This window comes from Brevundimonas sp. KH_058 (assembly GCF_057838505.1).
Window position 1 is genome coordinate 687,198 of the sequence record NZ_CM174469.1, and the last position, 22,659, is coordinate 709,856.

The 22,659-nt window shown below is 67.8% G+C and carries 21 protein-coding genes; 8 read left to right on the forward strand and 13 right to left on the reverse strand.

Annotated features, from left to right (window positions below; translation table 11 throughout):
• Positions 1 to 28 precede the first annotated feature (28 nt).
• The 9 genes from AC3ISA_RS03235 to AC3ISA_RS03275 all read right to left on the reverse strand — a co-directional run bounded on the left by AC3ISA_RS03235 (position 29) and on the right by AC3ISA_RS03275 (position 9,605).
• Positions 29 to 1,447, reverse strand: coding sequence for a sensor histidine kinase (locus tag AC3ISA_RS03235; RefSeq protein ID WP_489179322.1), 1,419 nt, complete (start codon positions 1,445 to 1,447; stop codon positions 29 to 31).
• A gap of 3 nt (positions 1,448 to 1,450) precedes the next feature.
• Positions 1,451 to 1,855 carry an endonuclease domain-containing protein gene (locus tag AC3ISA_RS03240; protein ID WP_489179323.1) on the reverse strand — a complete coding sequence of 135 codons (405 nt, stop codon included), beginning with the start codon at positions 1,853 to 1,855 and terminating at the stop codon, positions 1,451 to 1,453.
• Positions 1,856 to 1,930: 75 nt separating this feature from the next.
• Positions 1,931 to 2,602: a response regulator transcription factor gene (locus AC3ISA_RS03245; RefSeq protein ID WP_489179324.1), complete on the reverse strand. Its 672-nt coding sequence runs from the start codon at positions 2,600 to 2,602 to the stop codon at positions 1,931 to 1,933.
• An 85-nt stretch (positions 2,603 to 2,687) separates the two neighbouring features.
• Positions 2,688 to 4,229 carry a Do family serine endopeptidase gene (locus AC3ISA_RS03250; RefSeq protein ID WP_489179325.1) on the reverse strand — a complete coding sequence of 514 codons (1,542 nt, stop codon included), beginning with the start codon at positions 4,227 to 4,229 and terminating at the stop codon, positions 2,688 to 2,690.
• Between the two features lie 107 nt (positions 4,230 to 4,336).
• On the reverse strand, positions 4,337 to 4,843 hold the full coding sequence (locus AC3ISA_RS03255; RefSeq protein ID WP_489179326.1) for a cytochrome c-type biogenesis protein: 507 nt from the start codon (positions 4,841 to 4,843) through the stop codon (positions 4,337 to 4,339).
• Positions 4,840 to 6,828, reverse strand: a complete 1,989-nt coding sequence (locus tag AC3ISA_RS03260) for a heme lyase CcmF/NrfE family subunit (protein WP_489179327.1) — start codon at positions 6,826 to 6,828, stop codon at positions 4,840 to 4,842. The genes AC3ISA_RS03255 and AC3ISA_RS03260 overlap by 4 nt, the downstream gene beginning before the upstream one ends.
• A complete protein-coding gene (gene ccmE / locus AC3ISA_RS03265; protein WP_489179328.1) occupies positions 6,825 to 7,319 on the reverse strand; it encodes a cytochrome c maturation protein CcmE in 495 nt (164 codons plus the stop codon). The genes AC3ISA_RS03260 and ccmE overlap by 4 nt, the downstream gene beginning before the upstream one ends.
• Before the next feature lie 70 nt (positions 7,320 to 7,389).
• Positions 7,390 to 8,208, reverse strand: coding sequence for a c-type cytochrome biogenesis protein CcmI (gene ccmI / locus AC3ISA_RS03270; protein ID WP_489179329.1), 819 nt, complete (start codon positions 8,206 to 8,208; stop codon positions 7,390 to 7,392).
• A gap of 44 nt (positions 8,209 to 8,252) precedes the next feature.
• Positions 8,253 to 9,605, reverse strand: a complete 1,353-nt coding sequence (locus tag AC3ISA_RS03275) for a hypothetical protein (RefSeq protein WP_489179330.1) — start codon at positions 9,603 to 9,605, stop codon at positions 8,253 to 8,255.
• Positions 9,606 to 9,767: 162 nt separating this feature from the next.
• Between AC3ISA_RS03275 and AC3ISA_RS03280 the strand changes: the two genes are divergently transcribed.
• Genes AC3ISA_RS03280 through AC3ISA_RS03300 form a run of 5 tightly spaced genes read left to right on the forward strand, consistent with a single transcriptional unit; the run spans position 9,768 to position 14,430 of the window.
• A complete protein-coding gene (locus AC3ISA_RS03280; protein ID WP_489179331.1) occupies positions 9,768 to 10,700 on the forward strand; it encodes an ABC transporter ATP-binding protein in 933 nt (310 codons plus the stop codon).
• Positions 10,697 to 11,464 carry an ABC transporter permease gene (locus tag AC3ISA_RS03285; RefSeq protein WP_489179332.1) on the forward strand — a complete coding sequence of 256 codons (768 nt, stop codon included), beginning with the start codon at positions 10,697 to 10,699 and terminating at the stop codon, positions 11,462 to 11,464. The genes AC3ISA_RS03280 and AC3ISA_RS03285 overlap by 4 nt, the downstream gene beginning before the upstream one ends.
• A gap of 41 nt (positions 11,465 to 11,505) precedes the next feature.
• A complete protein-coding gene (locus tag AC3ISA_RS03290) occupies positions 11,506 to 12,570 on the forward strand; it encodes a hypothetical protein (protein WP_489179333.1) in 1,065 nt (354 codons plus the stop codon).
• Between the two features lie 58 nt (positions 12,571 to 12,628).
• A complete protein-coding gene (gene tldD / locus AC3ISA_RS03295; RefSeq protein WP_489179334.1) occupies positions 12,629 to 14,059 on the forward strand; it encodes a metalloprotease TldD in 1,431 nt (476 codons plus the stop codon).
• Positions 14,060 to 14,118: 59 nt separating this feature from the next.
• Positions 14,119 to 14,430, forward strand: coding sequence for a hypothetical protein (locus AC3ISA_RS03300; RefSeq protein ID WP_489179335.1), 312 nt, complete (start codon positions 14,119 to 14,121; stop codon positions 14,428 to 14,430).
• Between the two features lie 4 nt (positions 14,431 to 14,434).
• On the opposite strand, the gene AC3ISA_RS03305 is transcribed toward AC3ISA_RS03300, so the two are convergent.
• Positions 14,435 to 15,373 carry a TraB/GumN family protein gene (locus AC3ISA_RS03305; RefSeq protein ID WP_489179336.1) on the reverse strand — a complete coding sequence of 313 codons (939 nt, stop codon included), beginning with the start codon at positions 15,371 to 15,373 and terminating at the stop codon, positions 14,435 to 14,437.
• Positions 15,374 to 15,518: 145 nt separating this feature from the next.
• Between AC3ISA_RS03305 and AC3ISA_RS03310 the strand changes: the two genes are divergently transcribed.
• Entirely contained in the window at positions 15,519 to 17,588 is a 2,070-nt protein-coding gene (locus tag AC3ISA_RS03310; RefSeq protein WP_489179337.1) for a TonB-dependent receptor plug domain-containing protein, read from the forward strand.
• 71 nt (positions 17,589 to 17,659) lie between these two features.
• On the opposite strand, the gene AC3ISA_RS03315 is transcribed toward AC3ISA_RS03310, so the two are convergent.
• The gene (locus AC3ISA_RS03315; protein ID WP_489179338.1) at positions 17,660 to 19,489 is read right to left on the reverse strand and encodes a peptide MFS transporter; all 1,830 of its coding nucleotides are present in this window, start codon (positions 19,487 to 19,489) and stop codon (positions 17,660 to 17,662) included.
• Positions 19,490 to 19,703: 214 nt separating this feature from the next.
• On the opposite strand from AC3ISA_RS03315, the gene AC3ISA_RS03320 reads away from it, so the two are divergent.
• On the forward strand, positions 19,704 to 20,855 hold the full coding sequence (locus AC3ISA_RS03320; protein WP_489179339.1) for an N-acetyltransferase: 1,152 nt from the start codon (positions 19,704 to 19,706) through the stop codon (positions 20,853 to 20,855).
• Here AC3ISA_RS03320 and mscL read toward each other — a convergent pair whose 3' ends face one another.
• On the reverse strand, positions 20,856 to 21,275 hold the full coding sequence (gene mscL, locus AC3ISA_RS03325) for a large-conductance mechanosensitive channel protein MscL (protein ID WP_489179340.1): 420 nt from the start codon (positions 21,273 to 21,275) through the stop codon (positions 20,856 to 20,858).
• A gap of 41 nt (positions 21,276 to 21,316) precedes the next feature.
• The gene (locus AC3ISA_RS03330) at positions 21,317 to 21,607 is read right to left on the reverse strand and encodes an integration host factor subunit beta (RefSeq protein ID WP_135193710.1); all 291 of its coding nucleotides are present in this window, start codon (positions 21,605 to 21,607) and stop codon (positions 21,317 to 21,319) included.
• 220 nt (positions 21,608 to 21,827) lie between these two features.
• Between AC3ISA_RS03330 and AC3ISA_RS03335 the strand changes: the two genes are divergently transcribed.
• Positions 21,828 to 22,594, forward strand: a protein-coding gene (locus tag AC3ISA_RS03335; protein WP_489180069.1) for an IS5 family transposase whose coding sequence is annotated in 2 segments (ribosomal slippage) — positions 21,828 to 22,179 and positions 22,179 to 22,594 — 768 coding nt in all. Because the reading frame shifts where the segments join, the coding sequence is not laid out codon by codon here.
• The last annotated feature ends 65 nt before the right edge of the window (positions 22,595 to 22,659 follow it).

Consider the following 22,659-nt stretch of genomic DNA (forward strand, 5'->3'; position numbering starts at 1 on the left):
CCGCTTTCGCGGGGATGAGCGGAAATCTTTAGTTCTGGACCGCAGCGGGCAGCACCAGCGCCACCCGCAGCCCCGGCCCGAAATCGCCATAGGCGCCGGGCCCTTCGTCCAGCACGACCCGGCCGCCGTGCGCCTCGGCCACCGCCGTCACCAGCGACAGACCCAGACCCGAGCCGGGTTCGGTGCGGCTGTTGTCCAGGCGCACGAAACGCTGGACCACCCGTTCGCGGTCCTCCACCGGCACGCCCGGTCCGGTATCGGTGACGGAATATTCGATCTCGCCCGACGAGCGCCGACGCGCGCGCAGCTTCACGGCCCCGCCGGCCGGGGTGTATTTGATGGCGTTGTCGATCAGATTGGCCAGGGCCTGGGCCAGGAAGGGCTGATTGCCCTCGATCATCAGGCCGCGCTCGACCTCGGACGAAAAATCGATCTCCTTGTCCTCGGCCGCCGGCTCGTACAGTTCGGCCATGTCGGCGGCCAGGTCGGCGGCGTCCATCAGCCTGGGGTCCGGCGCGCCGCCCGCCTGCAGACGCGCGATGGCCAGGACCGTGTTGAAGGTCTTTAGCAGATGATCGGCCTCGTCCAGGGCGATGCCCAGGGCCTCCACCCCGTCGATCTTGCCCGCCTCGGCGTCGATCAGAGCCACCTCCAGCTTGGCCCGCATCCGGGTCAGCGGCGAGCGCAGATCATGCGCGATGGCGTCGCCGGCGTGGCGAATGGAGGACATGGACGCCTCCAGACGGTCCAGCATGGTGTTCAGCCCCTGGCCCAGCTCGTCCAGTTCGTCCCCGGTGTGGCGGATAGGCGCGCGGACCTTGAGATCGCCCTCCTGCACCGCCTGCACGACCCGGTTCAGACCGGCCATCGACTGTTCCACCCGTCGGCTGATGTAGAGACCACCCGCCAGGCCCAGCAGCATCACCAGCGCCATGGCGCCCCACAGGGCCTGGGTCAGGCGCGCCAGATATTCCTCGATGTCGCCGATGTCCTGACCGACGAACAGATGCTCGCCCCCCGACAGTGTGGTGATCACCCCGATGGAGCGCCGACGCTGGACCTTGCCCTGCGCATCCGTGTCGGTCAGGCGGAAGGTCTCCCAGTCGCTGGCGCCGGCCGGCAGGCTGAGGTCGATGTCGATCGGCGATTCGGTGATGTTGCCGGTGATCGTCTTTCCGGCCGTATCGGTCAGCAGATACAGATACGGTCCGCCCCGGATCGACCGCTCGACCAGCGCCTGGTTCAGGGCGTCGATGCCGCGCGTGCGATGGATCGCCGTCAGGGCGCCCAGCTCGATCTCCACGTCCGCCTTGGCCCGGCCTTGGGCCTCGGACGCCGAGGCGAAATAGACATAGGCCAGAATCGCCCCCGCCGCCGCCACGAACAGCGCCAGGAACAGCAGCGTCAGCCGGAAGGGCGTGCGGCGAAGGAGGGAGGGAAGGCGCATAGATCAGGAGAAATCTTCTCCCTCCCCCTGCGGGGGAGGGTGGTCACCGCGCAGCGGTGACCGGGTGGGGCGGGCAAGGCAATGCGCGCGCACGTCATCGACAACCTGAATCAACTCATCTCTGACCATGAGATTGTCGTAGCGCAAGGTCAGCAGCCCATCTCTCGCGAAGACGGCGTCGCGCACGCGATCCTGTCTCATGCGGTCTTCGTCGAGATGAAAACTGCCATCGACTTCCACGATCACGCCGCGCGCCCAACAGAAGAAGTCGAGGTAGTAGCCGCGCAAAGGCGCTTGTCGGCGGAAATGCAAACCCTCGGGTCTGAGATCTCGTAAGGCTACCCAAAGACGAGCTTCCGACGGAGTGAGCGCCTTTCGCATCGCGCGGGCTCTAGCGATGATCGCCATGTCGCCTTGCCCTCCCCACCCGGCCGCTGCGCGGCCACCCTCCCCCGAGGGGGAGGGAGAACTATTTGCGAGACCTCACGCCTCCAACCGATACCCCGCCCCGCGCACGGTCTGCAGCATCACGCGGTCGAAGCCTTTGTCGATCTTGGAGCGCAGGCGGCTGATGTGGACGTCGATGACGTTGGTCTGGGGGTCGAAATGATATTCCCACACCTTCTCCAGCAGCATGGTGCGCGTCACCGACTGGCCGGCGTGACGCATCAGGAACTCCAGCAGCTGGAACTCGCGCGGCTGAAGATCGATCTCTGTCGCACCGCGATGGACGGTGCGGGCGATCAGGTTCATCTCCAGGTCGCCCACCTTGAGCACGGTCTGGACGCCGCCTGTCTCGCGGCGGCGGGCCAGGGCCTCGACCCGCGCAATCAGCTCGGCGAAGGCGTAGGGCTTGACCAGATAGTCGTCGGCGCCGGCCTTCAGGCCTGTAACCCGGTCCTCGACCTCGCCCAGGGCCGACAGGAACAGAACCGGCGTCTGATCGCCGCCCTTGCGCACCGTCTCGACCATGCCGACGCCGTCCAGGCGCGGCATCATCCGGTCCACCACATAGACGTCGTAGCCGCCCTTTTGCGACTCCAGCAGCCCAAAGGCCCCATCCACGGCGTGGGTCACCTCATGTCCGGCTTCGGACAAGCCCCGCACCATGGCGGTCGCCGCCTCGGCATCGTCCTCGACCACCAGAATCCGCATCGAAACCCCTCCCGGAATCAAAATCGCCGCCGATGGTAGCGTATCGGCGGCGATAGGGTGAGTTAAGGCTTGGTCAGAATGCCGATCATTCGTCGGTGGCGAAGCGCAGCGGCACCGGGCTGGTGCCCTGGGGCGTGCGGACGAATAGCAGGATGCTGGGTCGACCCGCCTGTTTGGCCGCCGCCACCGCCGCGCGCAGATCGGCCGCGGAGGTGATGTTGCGGTCATTCGCACGGGTGATGACGAAGCCCGGCTGGAAGCCGAGACGCGCCGCAGCCGACTCCTGCTCCACATTGGTGATGACCACGCCGTTGACGCTGTCGGGGATGCTGAAGCGCGACCGGGCCGCAGGCGTGATGGCGGTGACGCCGAGGCCTTCGATGGTTTCGCCCTGGCCCGGCTGGGCCTGATCCGGCTTGGCCGCGCCACCTCCCTCTTCACCGGCGTTCAGCTCCTCTTCCGACGGACGCGTGCCCGAACGGACGTTGAGCGTCTGACGACGACCGTCGCGGAGCACTTCCAAGCGAATGGTGTCACCTGGCTTGGCGGCGCCGACGCGACGGGTGGCTTCCTGGCTGTTAGCCACCGCCTCGCCGTTTACGCCGACCAGCAGGTCGCCGATCTGAACGCCGCCGCGCGAGGCAGGACCGCCGTCGGTCACGCTCTCGATCAGGGCGCCCTTGAAGTCCTTGGGCTGACCCAATGCTTCCCAGCCATCGGGGCTGAGAGTGCGAAGACCCAGGCCGACATAGCCGCGCTCGATCGACTGACCGCGCATCAGGCGTTCGGTGATCGACTTGGCCGTCTCCGCAGGGATGGCGAAGCCGATGCCGACCGATCCGCCGGTGGGCGAATAGATGGCCGAGTTCACGCCGATGACGCGGCCGTGGATGTCGAAGGTCGGGCCGCCCGAGTTGCCCCGGTTGATTGCGGCGTCGATCTGGATGTAGTCGTTGTAGCCCGACGGATCGATGTCGCGCGCCTTGGCCGAGACGATGCCGGCCGTGGCGGTGCCGCCCAGGCCGAAGGGGTTGCCGATGGCGATGACCCAGTCGCCGACGCGGGGCTCGGCCGTCTCTTCGAAGCTAACGTATTTGAAGTCGTTACCCTCGACCTTGATCACCGCCAGGTCGGTGCCGGGATCGCGGCCGATCAGGCGGGCCGGCAGTTCGCGGCCGTCCGACATCTTGACCTTGATCTCGGTCGCGTCGGCGACGACGTGGTTGTTGGTGACGATGAAGCCGTCCTGGGAGATGAAGAAGCCCGAGCCGGCGCCCTGGGTCGTCTGAGGTTCGTCATTGCCCTGACCGCCACGGCCTTGCGGCGGCACGAACTGGAACGGCAGGCCAGGGATCTGGAAGGCGCCGCCCTGGGGCTGGTCCACCTTGACCGTCACGTCGATCTGGACGACGGCGGGCGAGACCTGATCGAAGATGGTCGCGAAGCTGCTGGGCGCGCCCGGCGGGGGCGTGAAGGCGTCGCCGTTGGCCGGGACCGGGGTGATCCGGTTCACCGCCTGCGGTTCCGCATGCGCGCCGGGCCAGTTGATGACGCCGCCGGCGGTCGCCGCCGCCGCCAGGGTCAGGCCGGCCGCGGCCCCGAGAATGAACTCCTTGCGCTTCAGCATCGTGGTCCTTGCGATCCTCTGTCCTGCGCCATGCGGGCGTAGGTTTCGCGATTGATATAGGCCGGACGGCGGTTACGCCAATCCCGACCGCCGATCGTTGATCTCGACTAGCGCCCGTCGTGAGGCGAGGTTGCGTCAGGATCGCGGCGAAGCTTCTCATTTCGCAAAACTTCGTCCAGCCGGTCTTCCTCTTCGGCCGTCAGGGGCGCGGCCTCGACCGGACGACGGCGCGCGCGCAGCATCAGCACCACAACCGCCAGCAGCACCAGAGCGAAGGGCCCGAACCACAAGAGCCAGGTCCCGGCCCGCACCGGCGGGGTGAACAGCACATAGTCGCCGAACCGCCGCACCAGGTCGTCGCGCACCGCCTGGTCGGAGGCGCCGGCCGCGATCTCCTCGCGGATCAGGCGGCGCATGTCGCCCGCCACGCCCGCCGGACTGTCGGCGATGGCCTCGTGCTGACAGACGACGCAGCGCACGTCCTTAAACAGGGCTTGGGCGCGCGCCTCCTGTCTTGCATCGGGCAAGGGCCTGTCGGGCGCGGCGGGCGGTTCGGCCGCCGTCAGCATCAGCACCAGAACCGGCGCGGCCAGCAGGATCGCCAGGCGCCTCACGCCGTCCTGCGCCGACGCGCGCCGACCCCGACCCTCAACCGACGATCCAGCAGGGACAAGACGCCGCCCAACGCCATGATCATCGGCCCCAGGAAGATCAGTCGCGCCCAAGGGTTCCAGTACAGGCGCACGACCCAGGCCGGTTGTTCGGGACTACCCGCTCTTTCGCCCAGCGTTACATAGACGTCGTCGAGTCCTCGGAAATCCAGTCCGACCTCGGTCGTGGTCTGACCGCCGGCGGGGAAGAAACGGCGTTCGGCCGTCACCGTGCTGGCCCGACCCCGGTCATCTGTGGCGCGCACCGTCAGCCGGCCCTGTTCGGCCAGATAGTTCGGCCCTTCGATCACGCGGACCTCGTCGAGGGTGACGGTCCAGGGTCCGGCGGACACGCTCTGGCCCAGCGACAGCGCGCGCGCCGTCTCGGCCTTGAAGCCGGTCTCGACCACCGCGCCCAGGATGAAGACGCCCAGGCCCAGGTGGGCGAAGGTCATCCCCCAGGCGCCCAGCGGCAGGCCCTTGAGCCGACGCAGCGTCTCAACCGCCGACGCCCGGAACAGCCGCGCGCGTTCGGCCACCTCGGCCAGCGATCCCAGGATCAGCCAGGCCCCCAGCCCGATGCCGGCGGCGGCGAAGGCCTCCTTCGGTTCCCACAGAGCGTAGGCGGCCAAAGCCGAAACCACGGCCAGACCCGCCGCGACGGCCAGGCGTTGGACCGCGCCGGGCAGGTCTCCGCGCTTCCACGCCAGCAGCGGTCCGGCGGGCAGGATGATGAAGGCGACGACCATCAGGGGCGTGAAGGTCGCGGCGAAATAGGGCGGGCCTACCGAGATGGTCGCGCCGGACGCGGCCTCCAGGATCAGGGGATACAGGGTGCCCAGCAGCACGGTCGCGGCGGCCGCCGTCAGGAACAGGTTGTTCAGCACCAAAGCCCCCTCACGGCTGACGGGCGCGAACAGACCGCCGCCCTTCAGCTGGGGCGCACGCCAGGCGAACAGGGCGAAGGCGGCGCCGGCCGTAATCCCGAGAATGGCCAGCAGCATCATGCCGCGCTGGGAATCGACAGCGAAGGCGTGGACCGATGTCAGCACGCCCGACCGCACCAGGAAGGCGCCCAGCATGGAGAAGGTGAAGGCCAGCAAGGCCAGGAAGACGGTCCAGCCCGCCAGCGCGCCGCGCCGTTCGGTCACGACCGCGCTGTGCAACAGGGCCGCGCCCGCCAGCCATGGCATGAATGACGCATTCTCGACCGGATCCCAGAACCACCAGCCGCCCCAGCCCAGCTCATAGTAGGCCCAGAACGACCCCAGGGTGATGCCGACGGTCAGGAAGGCCCAGCTCGCCAGCGCCCACGGCCGAACCCAGCGCCCCCACGCGGGCCAAAAGGCCGTCTGCGCCCGCCCCTCGATCAGGGCCGCGACGGCTAGCGAGAAGCAGACCGAAAAACCGACATAGCCCGCGTAGAGCAGCGGCGGATGCACGGCCAGGGCCGGATCCTGAAGCAGGGGGTTCAGCGACGCACCTTGGAACGGCGCGGGGTCCAGGCGGGTGAAGGGGCTGGAGGTGAAGACGGCGAAGGCCAGAAACAGCGAGCCCAGAGCGCCCTGCACCGCCACGGCCGAGGCCTTCAGCCCGAACGGCAGACCGCGCGCCCGCGCCAGCGCCCCGCCGAAGACGGTCAGCACCAGACACCACAGCAAAAGCGACCCCTCGTGGCTGCCCCAGGCGCCGGCGACCTTGTACAGCATCGGCTTGTCGGTGTGGCTGTTGGCCGCGACGTTCGAGACCGAGAAGTCGGACACCACGAAGGCGTAGATCAGCGCCGCGAAACTGAGCGCGATCGCGCCCGCCGCCGCCAGAGCCGCGCCTTGCGCTGCACCCGCCAGGACCGGGCTGCGTCGCGCGCGCCCGGCCGCCGACAGGCCCGTCTGCAGGATCGAAAGCGCCAGAGCCAGCGCCAGGGCGAAGGCCCCAAGTTCGGCGATCATAGGGGAACGGTCTTGGTCGCAGCGGCCGTCGTCGGCGCAGCTTCAGGCCGCCACTCGCCCTTTTCCTTCAGACGGTCGGCGACCTCGCGCGGCATATAGTTCTCGTCGTGCTTGGCCAGGACCTGGCTGGCGTGGAAGGTGCGATCGGCGCCGAAGGCTCCCTGCGCCACGATCCCCTGCCCTTCGCGGAACAGATCGGGCAGGTCGCCGTGATAGACGACGCGGGTCACGCCGACGTTGTCGGTGACGGAAAAGGCCACCACGCCGTCGCCGGATTTTTGAACACTGCCGATCTCGACAAGACCGCCCAGGCGGATGTTGCGGCCCTCGGGCGCCTTGTCGGCGGTGGCCTCGGATGGGGAATAGAAGAAAGTCACGCTGTCCTGCATCGCCCACAGCGACAGGCCGACCGCCAGCGCCAGGATGGGCGCCACGGCGGCGACGACCCACAGGCGACGACGCGCCTTCGGCGATTTGGGCAGCCAGCTCATGCGACGGACGTTCCGGGTTCGGAGGGCAGATCGGCGGCATATACCGCCGTCGCGGCGCACGACCAACGCGTCATTGCGCGCCCTCCTTCTGCAGTCGCCGTTCAAGATCCAGACGACGCAGGTCGGCCGGATCGAGCGCGGCGATCAGGGGCGTCCACAGCGCACGCGCCGATGCGCCGTCGCCGCGTCGCAACGCCGCCTCGCCCAGGAAGAAGCGCGCGCCCAGCTGATCAGGGTCCAGCTTCAACGCCTCGCGAAAGGCAGCCTCGGCGTCGCCGCCGATCTGGTCGTCATTGGCCACCACCAGGCTTTCGCCCAGCCGCGCCCAGGCCTGGGCGTCCTTGGGGTTCAGGGCGATCAGACGACGGAAGGCCGACGCCGCGCCCAGGGGATCGCCGGCCGCGTAACGCGCCGCGCCCAGCATGGCCAGGGCCTGACGGTCCTCGGGGCGTTCCCGCACGACCCGCGCCGTCACGGCGGCCAGCTGCGCCGGCTCCAGCCCGTCCAGGTTCGCCGCCCAGTCGTCGACGCGCCGCTCATAGGCCTGATCCGGCAGGCCGGGCGCCCCGGTGAAGACATAAAGGCCCAGCGCACCCGCGACTGTCACGGCGATCCCGCCCAGCACCCAGAACCGATCCCGGACGCCGGCCACCGGGGCCGCGGTCGTCGCCACGGCCAGAAGCCGCCGCCCCGCCTCGGCCCGAGCGCCAGCATAGGCCGCATCGTCCAGCAGGCCGCGCGCCTTCAGACGATCCAGTTCCTCGATCTCGCGTGAGCCGGCCTGGGTCTCGGCCCCGGCGGCCGGGTCAGCGCCGCGCCGCGCACCGGTCAGCACCAGCAGGGCGGCCAAGGCCGCCGCCAGTCCCGTCATCATCCAGAAGGCGATCATTCTCGCCGTCTAACCCATCCGCGAACGACGGGCGAGGCGTCGTTTCAGCCCAGGCGCGCCATTTCCGCCGAGGCCGCGCGTCGTCGCACGGCCCGCGCCGCCTCCAGCGCCTCGATCAGGGTCAGAAAACGCGCCGCGACGCCGACCAGGCGCAGGACATGGTCGGGATCCTCGACCTCGCCGTCCGCCGCGCTATCCAGCGCCTCATTGGCCCAGGTGGAAAGATAGTCGGTCAGTTCGGTCTTCAACGCCGAGCGGTCGGCCTCGCAGCCGAAGGTGTTGGCCGCCCCGCGCAGTGCCGCGACCGCCGCCAGCAGGGCCGCTGCCGCCTCGATCGGCTCGCCGTCGCCGGGCGCCTCCAGCCAGGGCGACATCCGCGTCATGCGTCCGGTGATCGTTCGCCGCTTCATCGGCAGTGCCGCATGGACGGCGGCCGAGGTGGACTTCATCAACCCAGACAGCTGACCCGAGACCTGGACGCGCGCCATCCGCGCCGTCTTGCCCCAGCTGGAATCGGGCCGGATTTGCAGGCTCATGTCCATCTCGGCCAGAACCCCGGCGCACCAGGTCACGTCGTCCACGACGCCCAGCATGGTCGCCTCGCCCAGTGACGACCGTACGGCGGCGATGCGCTGAACCCGCGTCTGGACCGAGGTCAGCAGCCGTTCGACGAAGACGCCCATTTCCGAATGGCTGAGGGTCGCCTCGCGGTCGGCCAGACGGCTGGTGCGCGTTACGACCCGCAGCATCCGCTCGGCGTCCGCAACATGGGCGAACAGGATGTCGATCATCCGCCGGCCGCCCTCGGGCGACATGACCAGACAGTCCTGGATCAGCAGGCGCAGGCCCGCCAGCTGATTGTCGTCGGGCCGTTCCAGCCACACTGGCAGGCGCGGCAAGGCGGACCGCGCCAGCGGCGTCAGGTCGAAACAGCCGGCCAGTTCGAACGGCGTCGCAAGCGGCTCGCCCTCCGCCGGTCGCTGATAGTCGGGCCAGACATCGCTCGCGCGGTCGCGCAGCACAGCCGCCGCCTTGGCGCAAAGCCGGTCGGCGGCCAGGGTCCATTCGCCGTCGATGGTGACGGCGCCGTCCAGCAGCGGCAGGAAGGCCTCCTCGCCCACCACCGCCTGACGCCAGACACGGCACAGAACCTGTCGGGGAAAGGCCAGGGCCGGCACGCCGTCCGCCCTTGGCTGAAACAGCGGCAACAGGGGTCCGAAGGCCGTACCGCGCCGCGCACGGTCGCGCGCCTCTTGCGCGACGATGATCGCCAGTTCGGCCGCCTTGTCCCCACGCAGAGCCTCAACGGCCGCCCCCAGCGTCGCCAGCGACGCGTCGGGACAGGCCTCGACGACCGCCGTCAGGGCGGCGCGGTGGGCGGCGGACAGGGACGACACGAAAGCTCCCGCCAACGAAGGGAAAGCCTGCACCGTGAGGCAATCCGGTTAACAACGACTTGGCGCCCTCTTGGGTCAGGCGCCCCTTGAGTAAGGCGTAGAGCACGCCATATTGCCGCCACACCCCGGCCGGCGCCGCCGCGCCGCCGGAAAGGAACGCCCATGCCCGTAATCGAGATCGACGGCCTGACCAAGACCTACAAGTCGGGGCTTCAGGCGCTGAAGCGCATCGACCTGACCATCGAAAAGGGCGAGATCTTCGCCCTCCTGGGTCCGAACGGCGCGGGCAAGACCACCCTGATCTCCATCGTCTGCGGCATCGTCACGCCCACGACCGGGACGGTGGTCGCCGACGGCCACGACATCCAGAAGGATTTCCGCGCCGCCCGCACCAAGATCGGCCTGGTGCCGCAGGAGCTGACCACCGACGCCTTCGAGACCGTGCTGGCCACCGTCACCTTCAGCCGGGGCCTGTTCGGCAAGGCGCCGAACCCCGCCTTCATCGAGAGCGTGCTGAAGGACCTGTCGCTGTGGGACAAGCGCGACGCCAAGATCATGACCTTGTCGGGCGGGATGAAGCGCCGCGTGATGATCGCCAAGGCGCTGAGCCACGAGCCGGACATCCTGTTCCTGGACGAGCCGACTGCCGGGGTCGATGTCGAGTTGCGCCGCGACATGTGGGCGATGGTCAGGAAGCTGCGCGAACGCGGAGTCACCATCATCCTGACCACCCACTATATCGAGGAGGCCGAGGAGATGGCCGACCGGGTGGGCGTGATCCTGAAAGGCGAACTGATCCTGGTCGAGGAGAAGTCGGCGCTGATGAAGAAGCTGGGCAAGAAGACCCTGACGCTGAACCTGATCGATCCGCTGATCGCCCTGCCCGCCGACCTGTCCGACTGGGATCTGACGCTGAAGAACGAGGGCGGCGAGTTGGAATACAGTTTCGACGCCAACGCCGACGACACGGGCGTGCCGTCGCTGATCCGTCGGCTTGAGGCGCTGAACATCGGCTTCAAGGACCTGAACACCCGCCAGAGCTCGCTGGAAGACATCTTCGTCAGCCTGGTCCACCAGAACGGAGCCGCGGCATGACCTTCAACGCATTCGGCGTCTGGGCCATCTATCGTTTCGAGATGGCGCGCGCCCTGCGCACCCTGTGGCAGAGCGTGGTCACGCCGGTCATCACCACGGCCCTGTATTTCGTCGTCTTCGGCGGCGCCATCGGCAGTCGGATGCAGGAGGTGGACGGCGTTCCCTATGGCGCCTTCATCGTGCCGGGCCTGATCATGCTCAGCCTGTTCACCCAGTCGATCTTCAACGCTTCGTTCGGCATCTACTTTCCCAAGTTCACGGGCACGATCTACGAGATCCTGTCGGCGCCGGTGTCGTCGCTTGAGATCGTGCTGGCCTATGTGGGGGCGGCGGCGACCAAGTCAGCGGTGCTGGGCCTGATCATCCTGGCGACGGCGGCCTTCTTCGTGCCGCTGCAGATCCTGCATCCGTTCTGGATGATGGCCTTTTTGATCCTGATCTCGGTAACCTTCAGCCTGTTCGGCTTCATCATCGGGGTCTGGGCCAACGGGTTCGAGCAGCTTCAGATGATCCCCATGTTGATCGTCACCCCCCTGACCTTCCTGGGCGGCGCCTTCTATTCCATCGACATGCTGCCCGACGGCTGGCGCACGGTGACCCTGTTCAATCCGGTAGTCTATCTGATCTCGGGCTTCCGCTGGGCCTTCTATGGTCAGGGCGATGTCGCGATCGGCATCAGCGTGGCGGCCACCCTGGGCTTCTTCGCCGTCTGCCTGGCCATCGTCATGTGGATGTTCAAGACCGGCTACCGGCTCAAGAACTGATCCGTCACGAAACGGGCCAGATCGCCAGCGATTGGAATAGAATGTCCGACGACCAAAAGACCCCGCCCGAACCCTTCGCCCGCCCCGAACCTTTCGCTCGAAAGCCGGTGACCTGGGGACGCATGCCCGCGACGACCTTCCACGTCGGGCCGGTTCCGGTCGCGCCCAATCCGCTGGATCGCATCCCCAATCCGCCGCCGCGTAAACCCGCGCCGCAACAGCCGCAGGGTGCAATCCAGGGCCAGAGCCTGGCCTCGGGCATGGCCCCGGCCAGGGGCCTGTCGCCGGCTCAGGGCCAGGCCCCCACGCCCCGGCCCGCGCCGCGTCCCCAGACCGGCAGCATCCTGGGCGGATCGCTGATCCCGACCGCGCGCCCGGTCGCCGCTCCCGCAGCACCTCAAGTGACGCCTGCACCCCGCGCGTCTTCCGACGCCGATCTGACCGTGCGCCCCCTGCCGACGCCGCAGGCTGCGCCCCAGCCCGCGGAGGCCGCGCCTGTCGCCGCCCCGTCGGTCGCCCCCGTCGCAACCAGGCCTGCCGCCGAAGCCCCGGTCGTCGCACCGGCCGCGCCGCCCCTCACGCCCAGCTTCGCCGGCAAGCCGGCCAAGTCGTCTCGCCTGCCCCTGTATGTCGGCGCCGGCGTCGTCGCCCTGCTGGTCGCCGGCGGCGGTCTGTGGTTCGCCCTGCGCCCAGCCGCCACGCCAGATCCTGCGATAACCGCCCTGTCCGCAGCGCCCCTGACCACGCCTCCGGCCGAGACCGTCCCCACCGGCGCCGCGCCGGTCGTTGCGACCGAAACGCCTGCAGCGACGACACCCTCGACCGCTACGGCGCCCGCTCAGACGACGCCGGCCCCAACCGCCCGCGCGACGACGCCCGCCACGCCGACGACCCAGCCTCGTCCGACGACCGTAGCGCCGCGTCCTCAGACGCCGGCCGCGACGACGTCTCAGCCCGCCGCCTCCAACCCGGCCCCGACGCCTGCGCCGACGGTTCAGACCGAACCGCTGGTCGTCGTGCCGCCGACGCCGGCCCCGACCGCCGCTCGTCCGGCGGCCAGTGATCCCAACGCCCCGGTGGTGACGCGACCGCAACCGCTGGACTGATAGAGCTTTCGCGTCCTGAACAGGTGACGAAGCGGCCTGCAGCCCCTACCTACAGGCCATGACCGTTCACGCCTCCCCGCCGCCCATCCTCGACGCCGCCGGCGTCGATACCGATGAAGCCCTGTCGATCCTGAAGACGGCCCTGGCCGGCGCCGACGACGGCGAACTGTTTCTGGAACGGTCCGAGAGCGAAAGCCTGGTGTTCGACGACGGCCGGCTGAAGTCCGCCGCCTATGACGCGACCGAGGGCTTCGGCCTGCGGGTCGTGGCGGGCGAGACCGCCGGCTACGCCCACGCCAACGAGATATCTGCCGCCGCCCTGCGCCGCGCCGCCGACAGCGCCGCCTTGGCCAAACAGGGCCATGCCGCCCTGGTCGCCGATGGGCCGCGCGCCACCAATCAGAAACTGTATGGCGAGGTCGATCCCCTCGCCTCGCCCGCCTTCTCCGACAAGATCGCCCTGCTAGCCGAGATCGACGCCTGGGCGCGCGCGCGCGATCCTCGCGTGGTTCAAGTCTCGGCCTCGCTGGTGGGCGAGCGCCGCGCCATCGAAATCCTGCGCGCCGACGAGCGGGCGGTGCGCGACGTCCGCCCCCTGGTCCGGCTGAATGTCTCCGTCACCGTCGAGCAGAACGGCAAGCGCGAGAGCGCCTCGTCCGGCGCCGGCGGCCGCGCCGGCTTCGAGACCTGGGTCGCGCCCGAACGCTGGCAGGCGCAGGTAGACGAGGCCCTGCGTCAGGCCCTGGTCAATCTGGACGCCATCGACTGCCCGGCGGGCGAGATGGACGTGGTCCTGGGCGCCGGCTGGCCCGGCGTCCTGTTGCACGAAGCCATCGGCCACGGCTTCGAGGGCGACTTCCACAGGAAGGGCTCATCCGTCTTCAACGGCATGATGGGCCAGCGGGTCGCCGCCCCCGGCGTGACCGTCGTGGACGACGGCTCCATCGCCGGGCGGCGCGGGTCGCTGTCCATCGACGACGAAGGCACCCCGACCTCGCGCACCGTCCTGATCGATGACGGGATCATGGTCGGGCTGATGCACGACCGGCTGTCGGCGCGTCAGCTGGGTGTGGCTGCGACCGGCAACGGCCGTCGCCAATCCTTCGCGCATATGCCGATGCCACGCATGACCAACACCTTCATGGAAGGCGGCAAGGACTCCAGGGCCGACATGATCGCCAATACCAAGCGCGGCCTCTACGCCGCCAACTTCTCGGGCGGCCAGGTGGACATCACCAACGGCAAGTTCGTGTTCCAGTGCAACGAGGCCTATCTGATCGAGGACGGCGTGATCACCGCTCCGGTGCGCGGCGCCACCCTGATCGGCGACGGGGCCACCGCCCTGACGAAGATCCAGATGGTCGGCGACGACTTCGCCTTCGATCCCGGCGTCGGCGTCTGCGGCAAGGCCGGACAGGGCGTGCCCGTCGGCATCGGCCAACCGTCGCTCAAGATCGGCGGCCTGACCGTCGGCGGCACGGCGGTCTGAGCGAGCGGAACCGTATCGCGCGACAACGTGTTTCCTCGCCACACTGGAGAGGGAACACCATGCCGACCGAACGCGAAGTCCGACATCCCGATGGCCGGGTTGAACGCATCACCGAAACCAACGCCGCTCCCACGACCATCGTCGAGCGCCGCAGCGGCAGCGGCATGGGCGCCATCGTCGCCCTGATCATCGGCCTGCTGGCCGTGCTGGTGATCGGCTACTTCCTGATGAACATGAGCCGCAGCGACGCGGCCAAGGATAACGCCATCGCCGGTGCGGCCGAGAGCGTCGGCAACGCCGCCGACAATATCGGCGACGCCGCCCGCGACGCGGTCCCTGAACGCGCCCCGGCGCCGGCTCCTGCCAACTAAGTCGTCAGGGGGCGGATGGGCGCCATTCGGGACCGAGCGGTTCCAGCCCGTCCGCCTCCAGCCGATCCAGCACGCCGCCCGGCTCGGCCAGCAGTCGCAAGGGCGCGATGGCGACCGTGACGCCGGTCTCGGCCAGCGCCTCGTCCACCGCCGTGTTCCAGATGCCCCGCAGCGTCTCGCCCTGCCCCATCACCGCCCAATAGGAACAGGCGTTGGTCGCCTGATCCAACGACGAGGCCAATACGGCCGGCACACGCCGCAGACGCCAGGCCTCGGCCCGCTGCGCGGCCTCTTCAGGATGCGCCTCCGCCGCTGTCACCGCCGCCGTAATACAGTCCACATAGGCCTCGGGCGGCGTGGTCAGGATCTTATCGATCATCTCATCGCCGCGAAAAACGCCCACCGGCTCGGCCGGGGTGCGATTTGTCCGGGCCGCGCGACGCACCACCTCCGACACCGGCCGGGCGCGACGCGCATAGCCGCCATGTTCCATCAGGTCGGCTGACAGCATCAGCATGCTCTTGCGGCTCGGCCCCTCGCCCGTCACCTGTTCCACCCGCGCCTCAAGCTCGGGCGACAGATAGTCCGCGCTGGTGCGGTCGTCCGGCAGGCGCGTCAGGGTTCGCATCCGCCATAGCAGACGCCCGACATCCGCCAGGGACGCGCGTCCCTCGACCGGAAACAGCACCCGATCCGCCCGTTCGACCGCCGAGATCAGGGCGTCGGTGCGCCATTCCATATCGCGCGGCAGGCCGTCGATCGACCCGACCAGGATCAGCACGCTGTCGCCGCGCCGCACCTCCCACATCGGCCCCTCGATCCGGCGCGCCGTGACGACGATGTCTTCGACCGCATCGGACGGAACCTCCTGGGCCGAGACCGGGCCGGCAAACGCGGCGGCGGCCAGCAGGGACAACAACAGGCAAGATGAGCGTCTGATCATTACATCGCTGTAAGGCGTTCTACTGTCTTATGTGTAATGAAATCCCTGTAATGATGTCGTCGATTTAATCCACCTTTCAGCCTTGTAACTGGAGATGAACGCGTCGGATCGGCACACCTCTCGCCAACGAAACGAGGGGAACCCCATGACCAAGACCCTGTTGCTGGCCAGCACCGCCCTGCTCTTCACCGCCAGCGCCGCCTTCGCCGGTGATGCGCCGCAGGTCGCCGAGGCCCCGGTCCCGACCGGGCCGACCAGCCAGGCGCCGTTGACCGACGCCAACCAGCGCGGCGTGCTGGTCTTCACCCCCGACTTCTTCGCCGCCCAGCGCCCCAACACGGCGCTGGACATGGTCAACCGTGTGCCCGGCTTCTCGGTCGACGACGGTTCCGGCGCGCGCGGCTTCGAAGGGGCGGTCGGCAACGTCCTGATCAACAACAACCGCCCGGCGTCCAAGAACGACTCGGGTTCGAACGTCCTGGGCCGCACCCTGGCCAATCAGGTCGAGCGCATAGAGCTGATCCGCGGCGGCGCCTCCGGCATCGACATGCAGGGCTATGCGGTCGTCGTGAACGTGGTCCTGAAATCCACCAGCAGCCGTCAATCGATCCTGACCTGGAACGCCATGCTGTTCGAAGGCGGCCACGACATCTACGGCGGCAGCTACCAGTTCACCGCGCGCGACGGCGACCGCAGCTGGGGCGTCGTCCTGTCGGACGGCATCAGCTCCAGCGATTCCAACGGCGTCGGCCGTTCGATCCGCACCAATGCGGTGGGCCAGGTCATCCGGGATGAGCGCTACGAGAACGACGGCTGGGGTGGCGGCGCCTCCATCCGCGGCAACTATTCCGGCCCGCTGTTCGGCGGCAAGGTCGAGAGCACGGCCCGGTTCGGCGTCAACGACTTCCAGAACTGGTCGGAGCTGACTTCACCCACCTCGCTGCGTCGTAGCGACTATGCCGAGACCGGCGACGCCGGCGAGCTTGGCCTGACCTGGACCCGCCCGATCAACCCGCGCTGGCAGTCCGAAACCCGCTTCATCCATGAGTTCAGCAGCTTCGACAACGTCTCCAACAGCAACGAGACCCTGAACGGCGCCATCGACCCGGAACAGCAGTTCAAATCCAACGGCGACTCTTCGGAAACCATCCTGCGCGCCCTGGTCCGCAACGAGCGTTCGCCGGCCCTGACGTTCGAGGCCGGCGGCGAGGTCGCCTACAATATGCTGGACGTGCAGCAGGGCTTCACCATCGGCGGGACGGCAGTCGATCTGCCCAGCGCCTCGGTCAAGGTCGAGGAGACGCGCGGCGAGGGTTTCGGCAAGGCGACCTGGCGCGCGAACCCAAAGTTCACGCTGGAGGGCGGAGTCCGTCTGGAGGCCTCGACCATCAAACAGTCCGGCGACGCGAACCAGGAAAAGAGCTTCTTCTTCGCCAAGCCCCGCCTCCTGGCGACCTGGACGCCGATGGCCAACAACCAGCTGCGGTTCCGTTTCGAACGCGAACTGGGTCAACTCAATTTCGGCGACTTCGCCGCATCGGCCGACCTGGGTGAAAACAATGTCTTCGGCGGCAACGTCGATCTGGAGCCGGAGCAGCGCTGGATCTCCGAACTGACTTATGAACGCCGCTTCTGGGGCGAGGGCATCGTCGCCATCGGCTATCGCCACGACCGGATCATCGACGTCATCGACCGCCTGCCGCTGCCCGGCGGTCTGTCGGCGGTAGGCAATATCGGCGACGGCACGCTGGACCAGCTGTCGCTGAACGTGACGGCGCCGTTGGACAAGGTCGGCATCTCGGGCGCGCGCTTCACCTTCAGGAACAACTGGAACAAGACCAGCGTCACGGACCCGACCACGGGCGAGGACCGCCGCATCTCGGGCGTGCGCGCCAGCCAAGCCAATATCGGCTTCCAGCAGGACATCACCCGGTGGAAGACCCAGTGGGGGATCAACTGGTTGCCGCGCCTTGGCCAGGGCACCTATGGCCCGGATCAGGTCAGCGTCTGGCGCGGCTCGGACTACATCGAGGCCTTCGTCGAATACAAGCCGACCGTGACCCTGGCGATCCGCGCCCAGTTGAACCTGTGGGACGACTTCACCATCCGTCGCACGGTCTATGCCTCGCGCGATCCCCGCACGGTCGCCTTCGTCGAGGACCGCGACATCGATCCCCGCACCTTCCTGTCGCTGCGCGTCCGCAAGACGTTCTGAGGCGCGCCCAGCCCAACAAAAAGCCCCGGCGGATCGCTCCGCCGGGGCTTTTCTTCGTCAGGCGGTCGGGATCAGTGAACCCCGGCCATGCCCTTCTTGAGCAGCGGCGAGATCAGCAGCAGGAAGACGCCGACACCGACGCCCGTCCAGCCGATGGTGCCGAAGATCGACCCATAGGTTTCCAGCGCCAGAGCCGGGCTGGTCACGACGCCCGCGACCGTGTCCGTCGCCGTCGCCTTGGCGATCAGTCCGGCGACGATGTGCGCCACCGAGCTGGACAGGAACCAGACGCCCATCATCAGGCCGACCACGCGAGCCACCGACAATTTGGTGATCATCGACAGGCCGACAGGCGACAGGCACAACTCGCCGATCGTGTGGAAGAAGTAGGTCAGGAACAGGAACAGCAACGGGACGCGGAACGCCTCGTTGGCCTGGCTGCCCGCCGCCCAGGTCAGGACCAGAAAGCCGATGCCCACGAAGACCAGACCGAACGAGAACTTGACCGGCGTGGACGGCTCAAGCTTGCGCTTGGCCAGCCAGACCCACAGCGCCGCCATGATCGGGCCGCCGATGACGATGATGCCGGGGTTGAACATCTGCGTATAGCCGGCGTTGAACCAGCTGGGCATCTGGGTCGATTGGTCCGCGAACAGGGTCAGCGAAGAGCCCGCTTGTTCGAACAGGGCCCAGAACAGCACCGAGAAGAAGATCAGCACCTGGGCGACCAGCATACGGCTGCGCTCGGCGCCCTTCAGACGGAAGACGGTGAAGCCGACGACCGAGGCGAAGATCACGCCGGCGATCCAGGGCAGGCCCGTCTCGATGATCTCGTGGCGTTGCATCAGGAGCCAGGTCGGGACGACGGCGATGATGCCGGCGATCCAGAAGAAGGGCACCAGCGGCACGCCCAGGATCGAACGCCCCTGGATCGGGACCGGCGGTCCGCCGCGACCTTCCAGCCACGACTGACCCAGCACGAAGGTCAGCAGACCCGCCAGCATGCCGATGCCCGCCAGGCCGAAGCCGTAGGCCCAGCCGTAGTTGAAGCCCAGATAGGAACAGGCGGCCGTGGCCAGGAAGGACCCCAGGTTGATGCCGACGTAGAAGATGGTGAAGCCCCCGTCGCGACGGGGATCGTTCTGCTCATAGAGCGAGCCGACGACGGTCGAGATATTGGCCTTCAGGAAGCCGACCCCGACAATGATCAGAGCCAGGGCCAGGAACAGGACGGGCTCGCCCAGCTTCTGGTCGCGCTCGGTCTCCAGCGTATAGGCGCCGGTCGCGGTGAAGGCGGGGAAGCCGGCGGCGGCGGCGGCCTGAGGCGCAGCCTGGGTCGCGGGATCAAGCGCGCCGGTCGGCGGCGTGCCCAGACCCGTGCCGACAGCGGCGGCCGCTGCGTCTGCGGCGTTGGCGGCCGAGGGTTCGGCGCCGACGGTCGAAACACCTTCGGGCGTGATGGCGATATGGACCCGCTCGTCGCCGTTGACGGCGAACATCTTGCGGTTCTGGTCTCGGCCTTCGACCTGAATCTGATAGGTCGTCTCGCCGATGGTCAGGCTTTCACGTCCGCCCGTGCCCTCGAAGGCCATGGTGAAGTGACCCAAGACCAACAGGACGGCGCCGATGATGACCGCCTTGCGCGATCCCAGATATTTGTCCGCGATCATGCCGCCGATGACCGGCATCAGATAAACCAGCGCGGCGTAGGCGGCGTAGATGCCTTGAGCTTCGGCCGGGCCGAACAGGAAGTGCTGCGTCAGATACAGCACCAGCAGGGCGCGCATACCGTAGTAGGAGAACCGTTCCCACATCTCGGTGAAGAACAGGATCACCAGCCCCCGCGGGTGCCCCAGGAAAGTCTTGCGAGGCGCGAGCGCCCCCCCATCCGTCGCTGTCAACGGCTCACTCCCAACTGCTGCGCCGCTATCGGGCGCGCGAAAGGCGCATACCCAGCACAGCGGGCGAATCCGAACAAGTGTTAAGGCCGTTGTGGGACAGCGTGCCGCGAAGACCTGTCGCCAGACACAACCTGTGGTGATATATGTTGGCGCCCATTCTGCAATCCTCGCGCCCAGGAGAAACCCCCGGTTTCATAATGGGAAGGAGCGCCCGATGTCCGTTCGACCGATCGTCGGATCCGACCACGAGGCCCTGAACCGGCTGCACCGAGACGTGGGCTGGCCCGAACGGTCGCCGGCCGGCTGGCGCTGGCTGGAGGCCAATCCGGCGCGCCAGGATATCGCAGCCCCGGCCGGCTGGGTGGTCGCCGACGATCAGGACGAGGCCGTCGCCATGCTGGGCAACTTCATCCAGCGGTTTCGGCACGGGTCACGCAGTCTCTATGGGGCGACCGGCTTTTCGATCATCGTGCCGCCTAGCCAGAAAGGCGCCAGCCGTCCGCTGATCCGCACCTTCCTGAAACAGTCCGGCCTGTTCGCTCGCTACACCTTCAACGCCAATGCGCGCTCGGCGCCGCTCTATAGCCTGTTCGGCATGTCGCCCTGGCCCGCCCAGACACACGGGCTGAAGCTGTCGTGGGTGACGGACCGGGTGGCCTGCGCCAAGGGGCGGATGCTGCGAAGCCTTCTAGGCCGCACCTCGGCGCAGACGGCCGCCCGGTTGGGCGAGCAGCTAATGAACGGACGGGTGTTTCGACAGACGACCCCGGCCCTGCCGCCGCAGGTGACCGTGCTGCGCGACCTGTCGGACGGCTCGCCCTATGCCGATTTCTGGCGGCGGGTGTCGTCGGAGGATCGCCTGCTGGCGGATCGCAGTCCCGAAACCCTGCGCTGGCGTATGGCGGACCCCGACCTGACGCTGACGCCGCTGTTGCTGGCCTGTGTGCGCGATGACCGGATCGTCGCGACCGCCATGGCGCAGATGACCAAGACCAGCCTGATCGAGCCGCCCTGCCTGGACATCATTGATCTGGTCGCTTTGGAAACGGCGCAGGATGCGATCGAACTTTTGACGCAGGCCCTGATCGACAATGCGCGAGACATGGGCGCCGCCAAGGTGCGGTTGCAGATGGTGACGGCGCGGATGATGGCTGCCTTGGGCGACCTGGCGACCACGGCGCGGCGCGAAGGCGGTTGGGGCCATTGCCACGCCATCATCGACGATCCGGCGCTGGCGGCCGCCTGGGCGCCGACCCCGTTCGACGGTGACTACGGCATCTGTTCGCGCAACCCGCCGGCGCCGACGCGTCTCAGCCGGCCGTCCGCGGCGCGCGCGACATCGCGTGGCCGCGTTTCCAAGGCCTGATCAGGCGGTTGGGCGGGCCTTCAGCTCGTCGCGGATTTCGATCAACAGGGCTTCGGTCGCGGTGGGCGCCGAAGGTGTCGCGTCCGGCTCGGCAGCCTGCTGGCGGCGCAGCTTGTTGATCAGCTTCACCATCATGAAGATGACGAAGGCGACGATCAGGAACTGGATCATCACATTGATGAAGGCGCCGTATTCGATCACGGCCGGCTCGCCGGTCGGATTGGCCGGATTGACCGGCAGGGTGACCTTCAGGTCCGCAAAGTCGATCCCGCCGATCAGCCAGCCGATCGGCGGCATGATGACCTGATCGACCAGGCTGGTGACAATCTTGCCGAATGCGCCGCCGATGATGACGCCGACCGCCAGGTCGACGACATTGCCCTTGACCGCGAACTCACGAAACTCAGACAGCAGGCTCATGGATTTTTCCTTGGATGGTCGTCAGAGGGCGAGGCGCAGGATCACGCGTCGCCGGATGCGTTAAGCCGCTCGCGCAATTCCTTGCCGCTCTTGAAGAAAGGCACGGCCTTGGCGGGCACCTCGACGGCTTCGCCAGTGCGGGGATTGCGTCCCGCCCGCGCCGGGCGCGAACGAACCGACAAGGCGCCGAAACCGCGCAGCTCGACACGTCCGCCCTCGGACAGGGCCGTGGTCATGGTGCCCAGGATGACATTGACCAACCGCTCCACCTCCGCGTGGGTCAGGTGGGTGTTTTCCATCGCCAGCTTTTCGATCAGTTCGGACTTGATCATTGATGCCCCTGCCAGCTCGTTTTGACAGGCCGTCTCGCCCGCCGTCGATCCAGAAGCTGCACCCTAACCTTCGACCGGCTCTCGAAAAAGCCCTTATCCGCCAATGATGCGCGCCATTCGCAAGAAATGTGTCCGCTAGGCCCAATCGACATTCAGTGATTCCCGAGCGTCCTGATGCGTGATTCATAGGTCTCCGTGTTGGCGGAGGTCTTTGATGGGTGTGAAGCGTTACGAACTCGACGATGCGCAGTGGGATCGGATAGCGCCGTTGTTGCCGGGCAAGACTTCGGATCCCGGCCGGACCGGGGCGGACAACCGACTGTTCGTGAACGGTGTGCTGTGGGTCTTGAGGTCTGGCGCGCACTGGCAGAACCTGCCCGAGCGCTATGGCAAGTGGAAGACGGCGCACAAGCGCTTCAGCCGATGGGCAGCGGCCGGGGTGTGGGAGAAGGTCTTCGCCGATCTCGTCGAAGATCGGGACAACCAGTATCTGATGCTCGACTCGACCCTGGTGCGGGCTCACCAGCAGGCGACGACCGGCCGGGGCAGCGGCTCAAAAAAGGGGGCCTCGATCCGGCTGTGGGGCGTTCCCGAGGTGGACTGACGACCAAGATCCATATGGCCTGCGACACGCTGGGACGGCCGGTCCGCTTCCTGATCGCGCCGGGGCAGAGCCACGACATTCTCGCCGTCCCGGCGCTTCTGGAGGGGTATCGACCCGCCGCCGTCCTCGCCGACCGGGCCTACGACGCCAACAGCCTGCGCGCCTATCTGGCCAGCATCGGAGCCGAGGCGGTCATCCCCTCCACCCGCTCGCGCAAGACCCCGATCCCGCACGATCCCCTGATCTACAAACTACGGAACCGCGTCGAGCGCTGCTTTAACAAGCTCAAGCACTTCCGACGCTTCGCCACACGGTTCGACAGGCTGGCGCGTCACTACCTCTCCTTCGTCCACATCGCCGCCTCCATGCTCTGGATGCGGTGAATGTCGATTCGTCCTAGCGAACACAAGGGTGTGCCAGACAGAGAAAAGGGCGACGGGATCACTCC

Bases quoted from the DNA above. Each gene is read 5' to 3' on its own strand.
- ccmI (WP_489179329.1), bottom strand. From the start codon at position 8,208: ATGATCGCCTTCTGGATGATGACGGGACTGGCGGCGGCCTTGGCCGCC.
- AC3ISA_RS03310 (WP_489179337.1), top strand. From the start codon at position 15,519: ATGACCAAGACCCTGTTGCTGGCCAGCACCGCCCTGCTCTTCACCGCC.
- tldD (WP_489179334.1), top strand. From the start codon at position 12,629: ATGACCGTTCACGCCTCCCCGCCGCCCATCCTCGACGCCGCCGGCGTC.
- AC3ISA_RS03280 (WP_489179331.1), top strand. From the start codon at position 9,768: ATGCCCGTAATCGAGATCGACGGCCTGACCAAGACCTACAAGTCGGGG.
- AC3ISA_RS03305 (WP_489179336.1), bottom strand. From the start codon at position 15,373: ATGATCAGACGCTCATCTTGCCTGTTGTTGTCCCTGCTGGCCGCCGCC.
- AC3ISA_RS03320 (WP_489179339.1), top strand. From the start codon at position 19,704: ATGTCCGTTCGACCGATCGTCGGATCCGACCACGAGGCCCTGAACCGG.
- AC3ISA_RS03260 (WP_489179327.1), bottom strand. From the start codon at position 6,828: ATGATCGCCGAACTTGGGGCCTTCGCCCTGGCGCTGGCTCTGGCGCTT.
- ccmE (WP_489179328.1), bottom strand. From the start codon at position 7,319: ATGAGCTGGCTGCCCAAATCGCCGAAGGCGCGTCGTCGCCTGTGGGTC.
- AC3ISA_RS03250 (WP_489179325.1), bottom strand. From the start codon at position 4,229: ATGCTGAAGCGCAAGGAGTTCATTCTCGGGGCCGCGGCCGGCCTGACC.
- AC3ISA_RS03330 (WP_135193710.1), bottom strand. From the start codon at position 21,607: ATGATCAAGTCCGAACTGATCGAAAAGCTGGCGATGGAAAACACCCAC.
- AC3ISA_RS03235 (WP_489179322.1), bottom strand. From the start codon at position 1,447: ATGCGCCTTCCCTCCCTCCTTCGCCGCACGCCCTTCCGGCTGACGCTG.
- AC3ISA_RS03300 (WP_489179335.1), top strand. From the start codon at position 14,119: ATGCCGACCGAACGCGAAGTCCGACATCCCGATGGCCGGGTTGAACGC.
- mscL (WP_489179340.1), bottom strand. From the start codon at position 21,275: ATGAGCCTGCTGTCTGAGTTTCGTGAGTTCGCGGTCAAGGGCAATGTC.
- AC3ISA_RS03245 (WP_489179324.1), bottom strand. From the start codon at position 2,602: ATGCGGATTCTGGTGGTCGAGGACGATGCCGAGGCGGCGACCGCCATG.
- AC3ISA_RS03290 (WP_489179333.1), top strand. From the start codon at position 11,506: ATGTCCGACGACCAAAAGACCCCGCCCGAACCCTTCGCCCGCCCCGAA.
- AC3ISA_RS03240 (WP_489179323.1), bottom strand. From the start codon at position 1,855: ATGGCGATCATCGCTAGAGCCCGCGCGATGCGAAAGGCGCTCACTCCG.
- AC3ISA_RS03285 (WP_489179332.1), top strand. From the start codon at position 10,697: ATGACCTTCAACGCATTCGGCGTCTGGGCCATCTATCGTTTCGAGATG.